Below are 13,577 nucleotides of genomic sequence, written 5' to 3'. Positions count from 1 at the left end.
GGTAATCCACGATGAATTCGATTCTGGTCTGGTTTCGGCGCGACCTGCGTGATCGCGATCACACGGCCCTCTGCGAGGCGCTGCGGCGTGGGCGGCGCGTGTATTGTGCTTTTGTCTTCGATCGCGAGATCCTTGACCGGCTTGGGCGGTCCGATGATCGACGCGTCGAATTCATCCGGGAGTCGCTGGTTGAGCTTGATCTGGCGCTGCGCGTGCGCGGCGGGGCAATGATCGTGCGCCATGGCTGGGCAAGCAGCGAGATCCCGACACTGGCAAGGGAGCTGGGTGTATCGGCGGTGTTTGCCAATCGCGACTACGAACCGCAGGCCAAGAAGCGCGATGCCGCCGTCAGGGCGGCGTTGAGTGCCGACGGAATTGCCTTCGAGTCCTTCAAGGATCAGGCGGTGCTTGACGGGGAGGAAGTGCTGACGCAGGCCGGACGGCCTTACACGGTGTTTACGCCGTACCGGAACGCCTGGCTGAAGCGGCTGACGGAGGACGACTGGCAGCCCTGCCAGACCGGCGGCGGCTGTCTGGTGGCGGCGCCCGGCGCTGGCGGCGTGCCGCGCTGGCGGCGCTCGGCTTTGCCGCCAGTGATCTGCGGTCGCTCGGGTTCGTGCCGGGGATGTCCGGCGGCCAACAGCTGCTGGCCGAATTCCAGGGGCGCATGGCGCGCTACAGGCAGCAGCGTGATTTCCCGGCGGTGAAGGGGGTTTCGTATCTCTCGCTTCATCTGCGTTTCGGCACGGTGTCGATTCGTGAGCTGGTGGCGCGAGCGATTGCCGCCGGGGCCTTGAAACAGGGCGCCGAGGGTGCCGAGGGGGCGACCTGGCTTGCCGAGTTGATCTGGCGCGACTTCTACTTCATGATTCTCGACCGTTTTCCGCACGTGACCGGGGGCGCGTTCAAGCCCGCGTACGATGCCATTGCCTGGGAACACGGGCCGCAGGCGGAGGCGGCCTTTGCCGCCTGGAGCAACGGGTGCACCGGCTATCCGCTGGTCGACGCCGCGATGCGGCAGATCAACCGGACTGGCTACATGCATAACCGCCTGCGCATGCTGGTCGCTTCGTTTCTGACCAAGGATCTGGGCATCGACTGGCGGCAGGGTGAGGCCTACTTTGCCTGCCAGCTCAACGATTTCGACCTGTCGGCCAATAACGGCGGTTGGCAATGGGCAGCGTCAAGCGGCTGCGACGCGCAGCCGTATTTCCGCATCTTCAATCCGGTGACGCAATCGGAACGCTTCGACCCGGCCGGGCGGTTCATTCGCCGCTACCTGCCGGAACTGGCCGCTGTGCCGGACAAGTTCATTCATGCGCCGTGGCGAATGAGCCTGTCCGAGCAGCTTGCCTGCGGCGTGCGCATCGGTCGCGAGACGCCGCCGCCACTGGTCGAGCATGATCAGGCCCGGCTCAGGACACTGCAGCGCTACGCGGTCGTCAAGCGTGGCGAAGTTCCCTGACGTGCCCGCTCACCAGGCGCAGCAGTTCGTCTTCCTGATAGGGCTTGCCGAGGTAGTGATTGACGCCCAGCTCGAGGGCGTATTGGCGGTGCTTGTCAGCCGTTCGCGAGGTGATCATGATGATCGGAACCGTCCCCAGGCGCTTGTCGGCCCGGATGTTCCTGGTCAGCTCGAAGCCGTCCATGCGCGGCATCTCGATGTCCACCAGCATGACGTCCGGGACCACGGCGACGAGTTGCTCGAGGGCATCGACGCCGTCCTTGGCGGTCATCACCTGGTAGCCTTCGCGTGCCAGCAGGCGAGTGGTGATCTTGCGCACGGTCAGCGAATCGTCGACGATCATGACCGTTGGTACAGTGCCGGTGACGCTGTCGGTTGCCAGCGGTTGCCGGACCGTCGGTACCGGCGAGACGGCAGGCGCCAGGCGATCGCGACTGGCCAGTGCAATCGGGTTCAGGATCAGGAGAACCTGACCATTGCCGAGCACCGTCGCGCCGTCGATGCCGATCACACGGGCAAGCTGAGGGCCAATGTTCTTGACCACGATTTCCTGATTGCCGAGCAATTCGTCGACTTGCAGCGCAATCTTGCGGGTTCCGCTGCGCAGCAGCAGAGCCCAGTATTGGGTATGCTTCTCCGGCAGCGCCTGGGTTTCGCCGAGGAGGTGCGGCAGGTAATGGAACGGATAGTGATTCCCGGTCCACACCGCCTCACGGGCCTCGCGAATGCGGCTCAGCCCTTTCTCCTTGAGGTCGAGTACCTGCTCGATCATCGCCGAAGGAATCGCGTATTCCCGGTTGCCCGAGCGTACCAGCAAGGCTTTCGTCACCGCCAGCGTGAGCGGCAGATAAAGCCGGAAAGTCGTTCCCTGGCCTCGGCTGGAGACGACTTCAATGCGGCCGCCAAGGCTGGTCACTTCGCTCTTCAGAACATCCATTCCGATGCCACGACCAGACAGGCGCGAGACTTCGCTGGCGGTCGAGATTCCGGGGGCAAAAATCAGCTCCACCACGCGCTCCGGGTCGGCGGCTTCGTCCTCGCTGAGCAGGCCGGCGAGCAGGCCGCGTTCGCGCAGCCGGTCGAGGTCGAGGCCGGCGCCGTCATCCGCGAACGACAGGATGATCTCGTTGCCTTCCTGCGTCAGCTTGAGCGAGATCTCGCCAATCTCCGGCTTGCCCTTGCCAGGCGAACCGGTGCGTCCTCAAGGCCATGGGCGACCGCGTTGCGCAGCATGTGTTCCAGCGGTGCCAGCATCTTGTCGAGAACCGTTCTGTCGAGTTCCAGTTGCGCACCACTGATTTCAAGGTTTGCCCGCTTGCCGATCTCCTTGCTCGCCTGGCGGACGATGCGATAGAGACGATCGGAGATGCTGCCGAACGGCACCATGCGCACTGACATCAACTCCTGCTGCACTTCGCGGTTCAGACGCGCCTGCGCGATGATGGCGGCGTTGGCGTCGTCAAGGTTCTTCAGCAGGTTCTGCTGGACGGTGGCGACGTCATTGACTGATTCGGCCATCATCCGCGTCAGTTCCTGGAAGCGGGTGAAGCGGTCGAACTCGAGCGGATCGAAATCGGCGTGTTGCTCTCCGGTCTGCGCCGTGCGCGACTGCATCTGCAGTTCGGCCTGGATCTCGATGTCGCGCAACTGCCGACGCAGACGGATCACGTTCTCGGTCAGGTCGAGCAGCGAGCCCTTGATGCCGCGCATCTCGCCTTCAATCCGCGAGCGGGCAATCGACAATTCACCGGCTTCGTTGACCAGCCGGTCGATCAGGTCGGCGCGCACGCGCAGGGTCGCCCGCTGTGCCGCCGCGTCCGTCTCGCCTTCATGCTCGGGTTGGCTGCGGCGCCCTGATCGACGGGCGTGACCGGCGCCGGCGCTTCGGCGGCCAGTTCCAGGGCCGCTTGATCGGATATCTCGACCGGCGCGTCGGAGGTCTCGCCACGCTGCAGCCGCTCGACAATCTGGACAATCACGTCGAAGGCATTGTCGATGTCGTCGATCAGTTCGAGCGGCGCGCGACCGGCTTCCTGCGCTTCCTGCATGCGCGTCTCAATGGCGTGTGTCAGCTCACCGAGATTCATCGCGCCGGCCATGCGTGCGCTACCCTTGAGGGTATGGAACAGGCGCGCGAGTCGGCGGACCGGTTCGGTATCGGCGGGATTGCTGCGCCAGGCGTGCAACTGCGCAGCGATGTTCTGGTTGAGATCGAGCGCCTCTTCAAGGAACAGGGGCAGCAGCTGCTCGTCAAGTTCGTCCTGAAGTTGCGGGACGTCGCTCGGCAGCGGCCTCGCTGGCCGCCGCTGGCTCTGTGCCACCGATCGCAGCCGCCTGTTCGGCCGGCGCTGTTTCCTCTCTGTCGTCGGCCTGGACCGGCACTGCCTGCTGGTCGACGAGCGGCTCCGGGTACAGGGTGCCGAGCTCATCGAGCAGGGCGGGAATTCCTCGGGCTCATGTTCGCGTGCGACGTCCGCCAGCATCAAGGCGAGGGCGGCAATCGCCTGGCGGACCGTCTCAAACGCTTCAAGGCTGTCGCGCTGTGCGCCCTGGTTGCGGCGCACTAGTGCACGTTCGAGCGCGTGGCTCAGGCAGTTGACCGCCGGAATGCCGACGGTGCCGGCGATGCCCGCCAGGGTGTGGGCAGCGCGATACATTTCATGCGTTGTCGGGGCGGCAGGGTCTGTTTGAAGTCGCGTGAACTCGCGCTCCAGGGTGGCCAGGTGAGCCGCAGCCTCTTCCCTGAAAATCTCGGCCAGATCGGGAGCGATAGAAAGACCCGCGCGCGGCAGCTGTATCTGTTCAGTCGGCAGGGCGGCAATCGGCGCCGCGGCGACAACGCCGGCGTCGATAGCCAGCTCGGCCGCTGTCGTCTCACGCTCGCGCCGTTGCTGGCCTGGCGGCAACGTCGTCAGCGGGTGACAGCAAGAGCGTCTCACTGCCGCCTCTCAAGGCGTCGGCCAGATCGACCATGCCGCCCGCATCGGGTATCTGGCCTTGCCCGGTCTTCAGATGCTCGATCCAGGCGGAAAAAACGGTGTGAGCCTGTCCGATCAGGTCGAGGAGATCTGGCGTGACTTCCTGTTCCTGTTGCAGCCAGAAGTTGAGAACCTGTTCTATCGACCACGCCGTATCGCCGAGATCCTTGAGCCCGACCATCCGGCCGCTGCCCTTGAGGGTGTGGGCCGAACGACGGATCACGGTCAGCAGGTCCACGTCGTGTGGCTGTTCCCTTAACCGCTGCAGGTTTGCGTCAATGCTGGCAAGGACCTCGTCGGCTTCTTCGAGGAAGATTCCCAGCAACTCGGCGTCGACTTCCTCGGCAGTGGCCTGCGCGAGCTGAATGGTTTCTGCCGAGGGCGGGGGAGCTTCCGGCATCTGCGGTTTGAGCGTTGCCATCGCCGCATCAATCTGCTGGGCGGCATCGCCACCGGCCGCCAGCGCCGAGAGGACGTGCTTGGTTTGCTGCCCAAGTTGCTTGTCGGCGACCAGGTCGGCGTCCTTCTGCAGCGCCGCCAGATTCTGCCGCACTTCCTGACGCAGCCCGGCATCGCCGGGCTGCTCCTTGAGTGCGACCAGCAGGGCGTGCGCTTCACGCTTTTGCTGCTCCAGCTCCTGTTCGACCGTTGCCGCCTCTTCCTCGGCGGCAGCCGCGGCCGTACCGGCTTTCATCTGGCTGACGAAGCGGTCGAAATCACCCGCACCGGTCTGCATCGCATCGACGAAGAAGCCGACCAGCGACAGTTGCTCGGCAACGCCTTCGAAGTCAGGCTCCTGGGGGACATATTCCGACCCGGAGAACCGTTCGATGTCTTTCGCACACTGGCGCAGCACGGTTACGGCGCCGTCATGCCGCATCATGCTGAGGGCGCCGATAACCTGTCGCAGTGGGGTATCCAGACCATTCAGTTCGGCACGCTTGTCGGCATCGCGGAAGAATGCATCGAGAACCTGTTCGATTTGTGCAAGGTTACTCTTGATCTCCCTGGCAACCTGGCCAACGAGCATTTTCTCCTGTGCCTGGCGGGATATTTCGTCGAGCGACGGCAGCTCTGACCCGGGTTGGGGTGGGCTTCCGCGAAGGCAGCCCTGAATTCGGGCGACCATGACGTCGACCTGGTGCGAAAAACTGCCGCCCAGGTACTGGATGTTTTCCTGCGCGTTCTGGGCGAGCAGGATGGCCGTTGCGGTTTCCATGGCCAGTGCTTCGCTGTGGCGAGAAGGCGTTTCGGCGAGAAAGCTGGCCACCTCGGCAATGGCCTGCACCAGGCGGCAGTAGTCGGCGTGCGCCAGCTCGTCGACCAGCGTTGACAGTGCAGCGGTATTTGTCCGGAATGCCGGCAGGACCTGCGTGCTGCCGGCGCAGAACCTGTTCCAGCTCTCTTCGGTGGCAGCGATTGCTTCACGCAGCCGGCGGCGGAGCGACTCCTGCGCGACCGGGGCAGGGCTGACCTCTCTCGGCATCAAGGCGGCCAGCTGGTAGGCGTCCTTGACCCGGCGCACCGCACGATGGTTGCTGCTGGCACTGCCGACGAGATACAGCGCATCGCGCATCAGGCGCTCGGCCACGTTGGTCGAACCCTCCAGCAGGCGGCGAGTCTGCAGATCGATGCGGCTGCATAGCTGCCTGGCATCGGCATCTGCCGGCAGCGCGCGTTCCCCGAGTGCGGTCAGAAAAGCCGTGGCGACCCACCAGAAGGCACGGGCCGACGGTGTTTCCTGGATCGCCTCGATCCGTCTGACGGCGTCGAGCATCTCCGGTACGCCAGCGCCTTCCTTCGGGGCACGCAACCACGACAGCAGGCCACGCTGGAAGTGTGCTCTATGCTGCCGGAGGCGGTGGTCAAACTCGCTGCGTACGAGTCTGACCGGTGGGCCGGAACGACGTGGTGGCCGCACACGGAGGTCGGGAAAGAAGAGATCGCTCGGGAATACGCGCCCCTGGCCGCGTGCCGCTTGCACCTCACGGTAGAGTGGCAAGAGTTTCAGGGGCTGGTTGGGCTGGCCGCTGATGAGATCGTCCAGATAATGGCGCAGCGCGGCCAGCGCTCTTAGCGAAAGGTTGATCGAAGCCGGGTCGGCGGGCCGTTCCTGTTTCTCGATTGCCTCAAGCAGGGACTCCAGAGCTTCGGCACATTGGGTAACTCCGTCCAGACCGACGATCGTCAAGGCACCTTCGACCTGGTGCAGATGGGTGCGACAGAACCTGATCTGGGTGAGATCGCCATCGCCATCGGCAGCACTGGCAGAAAACGCTTGCAGCGCCTGGTCGGCACGCTCGAGTGCGAGGTCGATCTCGCTCTTGACCCAGGTCAGCGGGCCGATGTCGAAGTCCGTCGGGGCATTCATCAGGGACAATCTCTCCAATCCAGCGCTCAGATTACCTTGAAGCCGGCTACGGAACCCTTCAGCTCGGTCGCCAGACCGGCCAGTTCACCAATTGCCGTCGCTGTTTTCTGCGTGCCGGCGGTCGTTTGCCCGGTAACCAGCAATATTTCCTGCATCTTGCGTGCCACTTTGGTCGCCGAGTCGGCTGCCTCCCGCGTGGCACCCGAGATGTTTTCAATCAGCGTCGTCAGCGCTCGGGAAACCTCACCGATCTCTGCCAGCGCCTGGCCGGCCGCATCGGACAGCCTGGCTCCTTCGACCACGCCACGGGTGGACTCCTCCATCGCCGAGACCGTGTCCTGGGTGTCGGTCTGGATGGTCCTGACGATCGCTCCGATCTGTTTCGTTGCTTCGCCGGAACGTTCCGCCAGGCGCTGCACTTCCTCGGCAACGACGGTGAAGCCGCGCCCGGCTTCACCGGCAGAAGCCGCCTGAATGGCGGCATTGAGCGCCAGCACGTTGGTCTGCTCGGTGATGTCGGAAATCAGTTCGACTATCTCACCAATCTCCTGTGATGACTCACCGAGACGCTTGATCCGCTTCGAGGTCTCCTGGATTTGCTCACGGATCTTGTTCATGCCCTTGATCGAGTCTTCGACTGCCCGCGCACCCTTGCCGGCCGCAGCCAGTGACTGGCGTGCCACGGTTGCCGACTGGTTGGCGTCACCGGAAACGGCGGTCATCGAAGAGGCCATGCTCAGGACCGACTGGCCAGCGGACTTGATTTCAGCGGACTGACGTTCTGCCGCAGCGAGCAACTCGTTGGAGGTCTGCTGAGCGATTTCGGTCGCCAGCGTCACTCGTCCCGCCGCATCGTTGATGCGGCCGACGAGCACGCGCAGCTCTTCAATCGTGTAGTTGATCGAGTCCGCGATGGCACCGGTGATGTCCTCGGAGACGGTCGCCGTGACCGTCAGATCGCCGTCGGCAAGGTCGCCGAGTTCGTTCATCAGGCGCAGGATCGCGTCCTGATTCTGGCGGTTGACCGCCTCGGTTTCACGCCGGCCCTGCTCGGCCTGTTCGGCCTGACGCTGACTCTCCGTCAGGTAGGTTCTGGCGAGCAGAACGACCAGTGCAATCGCCAGAGCGATCAGCACCAGCAGCACGATGCCATAGGCGGTCCGGTTCATGCCACTGCTCTGGTACGCTTGCGCGAGGGCATTGGTGACTTCAAGCAACTCTTCGCTGTCACGGAAGATCTGCGAACCCGCCTGTTTGGCGATGACGAGTTTCTGCATGTTGCCGAGGATGCCGCCAACGGCAGCCCGGTACTCGCCAAAACTGGCGTCGAGTTCGCCCAGCTTCCGTTTCGTATCGGGGTCTGTCGTCGCGCCGATGCGCATCGCTTCACTGCCCTTGCTCAGTGCCTGTATCGTGTCGCGAAAGGTGTTCGTGTCCTTGCCGAGGAGGAAGGCAATTTCCGGGTCGATCGCATCGCCAAGCAGGAGCGCACTGGCGTTTTTCGCAATCCGCTGGGTCAGCATCACCAGCTGGTTGGCGGCAGCAATCTCACGGACACCGGCGCTGCTCTGCAGCTTGAGCGCTGCCACGTGTTCCGACAGGTCGAGCAACTGCGGATTCTTGTCGTTGATCAAGGCGACGTCCTTGCCGAGCGAAATCAGATTCTTCTCGATTTCGAGCAATCGAGACGCGTTCTTGTCGGTCTTTTCCCAAATCTGGGTGAGTGCCTGCAACTGTGGCTGCACACGCTCGGGCGAGGGTGGCACCCAGCTGGCGGCGAGGTCGCCGCCGCTCGTCAGTCGCTCAAGATTGCTGGCGAAGCTGTCACGCGATTCCCGCAATTGCTTGAACGCGACCGGGTCACCCAGCAGGGCCAGGCTGGAGGATTTTGCCAGGCGCTGAGAAAGCATTCGCATATCGCCGGCAGTCGCAATATAGGCGGTGTTGAAAGTCGCCTGGCGGTTGTCACGGTAGACCACGATCGCAATCAGCAGCATCACCAGCACCAGACAGCCACCAAGTACCTGGAGTTGTTTGGCAACCGGGAACTGGCGCAGCAGATCGGCCGAAAACGGGATTTTCTGCTGGCTTGCCGGCCGGTCCGAATCCAGCACCGTGCGCGCCGTAACGGTCTCGCCTGCCGGGTCTGGGGTCCGGGACAAGAAAGCCGGTAGCTTGAGTTTGAGCGTCATCTTTCTTCTCCGGTTACACGTCCTCGACCAGGCAAACCGCTCTTGTCGAGGATTCCTTGATGCGACAGCGTCTCAAACGCCAATGTCCATGAACGCCTCGTCAGCCAGCAGTTCTCGCACCTTGAGTTTGCTCCAGCGGCGTCCTTCGTTATCCGTATAGGCTTCGGGTGCCCAGGCATGTGCGTCTGGCGCAGCCGCTTCGGGGTTCAAGGCCTCGACATTGCGCAGGCCGATCATCCGGTTCACCAGCAAGGCGGCGTTGCTGCCATGGCGGGTACCAATCAGGAGTAGCCGCGAGCTGGTGTTTCTCGGCGTTGCTTCCTTGCCGATAAAGGCTGACAGGTCAACCACCGAGTGCAGGTTCCCGCGAATGTTGGCGATACCCGCGAACCAGGGTTTGGTCAACGGCACCTCGGTCAGCGGGGTCAGCGGAACGATTTCGCCCGAGTCTGCCAGGTCGAGCAGCCAGTAGTCTGGTCCCGCCTGAACGCCAAGCAGACCGGCCGAACTCTGGTTGCTGGTGCCGGCAAGTCGCGCCGCCAGGTAGGACTGAAATTCATGCAGGCTGATCTTCTTGCTCATGCCCTGGCGACCGTCTAGAGCGCTGCGATCTTGGCCAGCAACTCCTGGCCGTTGACGGGCTTGACCAGGTAGTCCTGGGCGCCTTGACGCAAGCCCCAGATCTTGTCCGTCTCCTGGCTCTTGGTTGTGCAGACGATCACCGGAATGTTCCTCGTCGCGGGATCACGGGTCAAGGTTCGCGTTGCCTGATAACCATTGAGGCCGGGCATGACAACGTCCATCAAGACAAGGTCCGGCAACTCGCTTTTCGCTTTCGCAATCCCCTCTTCGCCGCTCTGTGCGGTAATCACCTCATATCCCTTGCTGGTCAGCAATGCCGTCAGTACATGACGTTCGGTCGGTGAATCGTCAACGACCAGGATTTTCCTGATGCTCATGTCCTCTTGGCCTCCCCAGCAGCCTTGCAGCACGTTCCGGTTTCTTCAGGCTGATGCCGGTGCAAAAGTTGCGACCGTTTGCAGCAGACTGTCTTTGGTGAATGGCTTCGTCAGATAGCGGTCGGAGCCGACCATACGGCCACGTGCGCGGTCAAAAAGGCCGTCCTTGGATGACAGCATGATCACTGGCGTCGAGCGGAAGCGCTGGCTCTTCTTGATCAAGGCACAGGTCTGATAGCCGTCCAGCCGCGGCATTACGATGTCGCAGAAAATCACGTCAGGCTGGTGATCGGCAACTTTTGCCAGCGCATCAAAGCCGTCCTCGGCGAGCAACACCTGACAGCCGGCCTGGACAAGGAAGATTTCCGCACTTCGCCGGATGGTATTGCTGTCGTCGATGACCATGACTTTGACGCCGCGCAGATTTGCAGCTTCAGCCAATTCTCTCCTCCAGAGTGTTCCGGGGCGTTGCTTTATGGAAGTCTATGGAAGTCCCGGATGTAACATGATTTCCTTCTGCCGGTACTATACCGCATTGTCTTCAGATTTCGACCATTTCAAAGTCCTCCTTGCGCGCTCCACATTCCGGACAAGTCCAGTTGATCGGTATATCCAGCCAGCGGGTACCTGGCGCGATGCGCTCTTCCGGCAGGCCGGCAGCCTCGTCATAAACAAAACCACAGGTAAGGCACATCCAGGTCTGATAGGGTTGGTCGCTTGCAGTGTGCGCGGTCGTCATCGGTTTTCGGTTAGAATCGGCGAGGAAATGTTTGGATTCTAGCCAAACCCTCGCGCCGCTGCCAAGAGTTTGTCGGGCAAGTGTTTTCCCGATGCCAGTTTGCCCCCATGAACCGACGCTCCGCCCCGCCCATCGTTCTTACCTTCGCCGCCAGCGATCCCTCCGGGGGGGCCGGGCTGCAGGCCGATTTGATGACCATTTCGTCGATCGGCTGCCATCCCCTGTCGGTGGTGACGGCGCTGACCGTGCAGGATACGGTCGGCGTGGGCAGCGTTTTGGCAGTCGCTGCGAACTGTGTCGAGGATCAGGCGCGGCGTGTTCTGGAGGACATGCAGGTTGCGGCTTTCAAGATCGGCCTCCTCGGCAGCGGCGAGAATATCGCGGTGATCGCCGGGATCGTCGCCGACTACCCGGATATCCCATTGGTTGTCGACCCTGTGCTCGCTTCCGGGCGTGGCGACGAGCTGGCCGACGAGGATATGATCGCTGGCCTGCGCCAACGATTGATGCCACTGACGACCATCCTGACGCCAAATTCTCTCGAAGCCCGCCGCTTGGCGCAGGGCGACGATGGCGACGATCGTCAGCGAACGCTGGCCGACTGCGCGCAGCGCCTGCTCGACCTTGGCTGCGGCCATGTCCTGTTGACCGGCACCCATGACGATACGGAGCGGGTGGTGAATAGCCTTTATTGCCGGCGCATCGGATGGCTGCGCAGCGATCCCTGGGACCGCCTGCCCGGAAGCTACCACGGTTCGGGCTGTACGCTCGCCTCGGCCATCGCCGCCTATCTGGCCCTGGGTCTCGCGGTGGAACAGGCCGTCCGGGTTGCACAGGAATACACCTGGCAGTCGCTGGCTGCCGGTTTCCGACCCGGGAAGGGTCAGTTCATCCCGGACCGCTTTTTCCGGACCCGCGCTGGCGATGGTGTGGCTGATGGTTGAACCCGTTCGCCACACGCTGCGCGGCCTTTACGCGATCACGCCGGAGGGTCTGTCGGTGGCGACGCTGCTCGCTCGGGTCGGGGCGGCCTTGAGTGGGGGTGCGGCAATCATCCAGTACCGGGACAAGCGTCCCGACGAGGCGGGGCGCGCGGAAGCCGCGCGTGCCCTGCTCAGCCTCTGCAAGCCGTTTGGCGCGCGCCTGCTGATCAATGACGATCTTGCCCTGGCGTTGGCGGTTGATGCCGACGGCGTGCATCTCGGAGCCGCCGATGGTGATCTGCGGGCAGCGCGGCAAGCGCTGGCTCCTGGCCGCCTTTTGGGCGCCTCTTGTTATGCCGACTTTGAACGCGCTCGCGCCGCGGTATCGGCGGGGGCCGATTATGTTGCTTTCGGGGCGGTGCATGCCTCGTCGACCAAACCCTTGGCGCAGCGCGCGCCGCTGTCGCTTTTCGCGCGCTGCCGTGCCGAGTTGCGGCTGCCGGCCTGCGCCATCGGCGGCATTACCGTAGACAATGCTGCGCCCCTGCTGGCTGCCGGCGCCGATATGCTGGCGGTGATCAGTGACCTTTTCGAGGCTCCTGACGTGGCCGCTCGCGCGGCGGCCTATCACCAACTTTTCAAGGAAGAGAAGCGTGAATTCCCGCAATCAACAACTCTTTGAGCGCGCCCAGCAGCACATACCGGGTGGCGTCAACTCGCCCGTCAGGGCATTTCGTTCGGTCGGCGGTACGCCGCGCTTCTTCGCCGCCGGTTCCGGCGCCCGCGTCACCGATGCCGATGGCAAAAGCTACATCGACTATGTCGGATCCTGGGGGCCACTGATCCTCGGCCACGCCCATCCGGTGGTGGTCGCCGCGGTGCAGGAGGCGGCCGCCAGGGGGCTGTCCTTCGGCGCGCCGACGGAAAGCGAGGTCGAGATGGCCGAACTGCTGTGCGAACTGCTGCCGTCGCTCGAAATGGTTCGTCTGGTGAGTTCGGGGACCGAGGCGACGATGAGTGCCATCCGGTTGGCGCGCGGCTTCACCGGGCGTGATCTGCTGATCAAGTTTGAGGGCTGCTATCACGGTCACTCCGACAGCCTGCTGGTGAAGGCCGGCTCGGGAATGCTCACTTTCGGCAATCCGAGTTCCGGTGGTGTGCCGGCGGATGTGGCCAGGCACACCCTGGTCCTCGACTATAACGACAGCGCCGGGCTCGAAGCAGCCTTTGCCAAGCATGGTCCGCAAATCGCTGCCGTCATTGTCGAAGCGGTCGCCGGCAACATGAACCTGATAGCCCCGCGGCCGGCTTTCCTGCAGACCATGCGCAAGCTGTGCAGCGGCAACGGCTCGGTCCTGATCTTCGACGAGGTGATGACCGGCTTTCGCGTCGGCCCGCAGGGTGCGCAAGGTCTCTATGGCGTTACTCCGGATCTGACGACGCTCGGCAAGGTGATCGGCGGGGGCATGCCGGTCGGCGCTTTCGGTGGCCGGCGCGATATCATGACCAGAATCGCACCGCTGGGTCCGGTGTACCAGGCGGGGACCTGTCCGGCAATCCGGTAGCGGTTGCTGCCGGTCTGGCGACGCTGAGACTGTTGCAGGCGGGTGGCATCCACGAGTTACTGGCAAGCACACCAGACAACTCACCGATGGGCTCGTTGCCGCGGCGGGAAAGCACGGGGTGGTGTTCTCTGCGCAGTCGATCGGCGGCATGTTCGGGCTCTATTTCCGTGCTGCCTGCCCGCAGAGCTATGCCGAGGTAATGGAATGCGACAAGGACGCCTTCAACCGCTTTTTCCATGCCATGCTCGATGCTGGCCACTATTTTGCACCATCGGCTTTTGAGGCCGGCTTTGTTTCAGCAGCGCACAGCGAGGCCGATATCGCTGCTACCATTGCCGCCGCCGAAGCGGTTTTCAAGGCCTGGTAACCAGCGCCACGGTTTGCC

The 13,577-nt window shown here is 63.2% G+C and carries 11 protein-coding genes and 2 pseudogenes; 4 read left to right on the top strand and 9 right to left on the bottom strand.

Annotation, left to right across the window (positions count from 1 at the left end; genetic code table 11):
* Window positions 1-11: 11 nt before the first annotated feature.
* Window positions 12-1,465 (top strand): annotated as a pseudogene (locus V5B44_RS17315) (cryptochrome/photolyase family protein).
* Here the strand turns inward: V5B44_RS17315 and V5B44_RS17310 are convergent.
* The 9 genes from V5B44_RS17310 to V5B44_RS17270 all read right to left on the bottom strand — a co-directional run bounded on the left by V5B44_RS17310 (window position 1,443) and on the right by V5B44_RS17270 (window position 10,704).
* Window positions 1,443-2,582 (bottom strand): hybrid sensor histidine kinase/response regulator, encoded by a 1,140-nt coding sequence (locus tag V5B44_RS17310; RefSeq protein WP_332360432.1) that lies wholly within the window; start codon window positions 2,580-2,582, stop codon window positions 1,443-1,445. The pseudogene V5B44_RS17315 and the gene V5B44_RS17310 sit on opposite strands and share 23 nt — an antisense overlap.
* Before the next feature lie 23 nt (window positions 2,583-2,605).
* Window positions 2,606-3,253, bottom strand: coding sequence for a hypothetical protein (locus tag V5B44_RS17305; protein WP_332360242.1), 648 nt, complete (start codon window positions 3,251-3,253; stop codon window positions 2,606-2,608).
* Window positions 3,238-4,404 carry an Hpt domain-containing protein gene (locus V5B44_RS17300; protein ID WP_332360241.1) on the bottom strand — a complete coding sequence of 389 codons (1,167 nt, stop codon included), beginning with the start codon at window positions 4,402-4,404 and terminating at the stop codon, window positions 3,238-3,240. The genes V5B44_RS17305 and V5B44_RS17300 overlap by 16 nt, the downstream gene beginning before the upstream one ends.
* Complete coding sequence (locus V5B44_RS17295) at window positions 4,340-6,814, bottom strand: Hpt domain-containing protein (RefSeq protein ID WP_332360239.1); 2,475 nt, start codon at window positions 6,812-6,814, stop codon at window positions 4,340-4,342. The genes V5B44_RS17300 and V5B44_RS17295 overlap by 65 nt, the downstream gene beginning before the upstream one ends.
* 26 nt (window positions 6,815-6,840) lie before the next feature.
* Window positions 6,841-9,006 carry a methyl-accepting chemotaxis protein gene (locus V5B44_RS17290; RefSeq protein WP_332360238.1) on the bottom strand — a complete coding sequence of 722 codons (2,166 nt, stop codon included), beginning with the start codon at window positions 9,004-9,006 and terminating at the stop codon, window positions 6,841-6,843.
* Between the two features lie 72 nt (window positions 9,007-9,078).
* Window positions 9,079-9,588 (bottom strand): chemotaxis protein CheW, encoded by a 510-nt coding sequence (locus V5B44_RS17285; RefSeq protein WP_332360237.1) that lies wholly within the window; start codon window positions 9,586-9,588, stop codon window positions 9,079-9,081.
* Between the two features lie 14 nt (window positions 9,589-9,602).
* Window positions 9,603-9,965 (bottom strand): response regulator, encoded by a 363-nt coding sequence (locus V5B44_RS17280; protein WP_332360236.1) that lies wholly within the window; start codon window positions 9,963-9,965, stop codon window positions 9,603-9,605.
* Between the two features lie 45 nt (window positions 9,966-10,010).
* On the bottom strand, window positions 10,011-10,370 hold the full coding sequence (locus V5B44_RS17275; RefSeq protein WP_332360235.1) for a response regulator: 360 nt from the start codon (window positions 10,368-10,370) through the stop codon (window positions 10,011-10,013).
* Between the two features lie 136 nt (window positions 10,371-10,506).
* Window positions 10,507-10,704 (bottom strand): rubredoxin, encoded by a 198-nt coding sequence (locus tag V5B44_RS17270; RefSeq protein ID WP_332360234.1) that lies wholly within the window; start codon window positions 10,702-10,704, stop codon window positions 10,507-10,509.
* A 107-nt stretch (window positions 10,705-10,811) separates the two neighbouring features.
* On the opposite strand from V5B44_RS17270, the gene thiD reads away from it, so the two are divergent.
* The 3 genes and pseudogenes from thiD (at window position 10,812) to hemL (ending at window position 13,559) form a co-directional block, all read left to right on the top strand.
* On the top strand, window positions 10,812-11,648 hold the full coding sequence (thiD, locus tag V5B44_RS17265) for a bifunctional hydroxymethylpyrimidine kinase/phosphomethylpyrimidine kinase (RefSeq protein WP_332360233.1): 837 nt from the start codon (window positions 10,812-10,814) through the stop codon (window positions 11,646-11,648).
* Window positions 11,641-12,309 carry a thiamine phosphate synthase gene (gene thiE, locus V5B44_RS17260; RefSeq protein WP_332360232.1) on the top strand — a complete coding sequence of 223 codons (669 nt, stop codon included), beginning with the start codon at window positions 11,641-11,643 and terminating at the stop codon, window positions 12,307-12,309. The genes thiD and thiE overlap by 8 nt, the downstream gene beginning before the upstream one ends.
* Window positions 12,281-13,559 (top strand): annotated as a pseudogene (hemL, locus tag V5B44_RS17255) (glutamate-1-semialdehyde 2,1-aminomutase). Before thiE ends, hemL begins: the two are co-directional and overlap by 29 nt.
* Window positions 13,560-13,577: the final 18 nt, after the last annotated feature.

Source organism: Candidatus Accumulibacter necessarius (genome assembly GCF_036625085.1).
The sequence above is the reverse complement of the archived record's forward strand: the minus strand, read 5'-3'. Positions and strand labels throughout refer to the sequence as shown.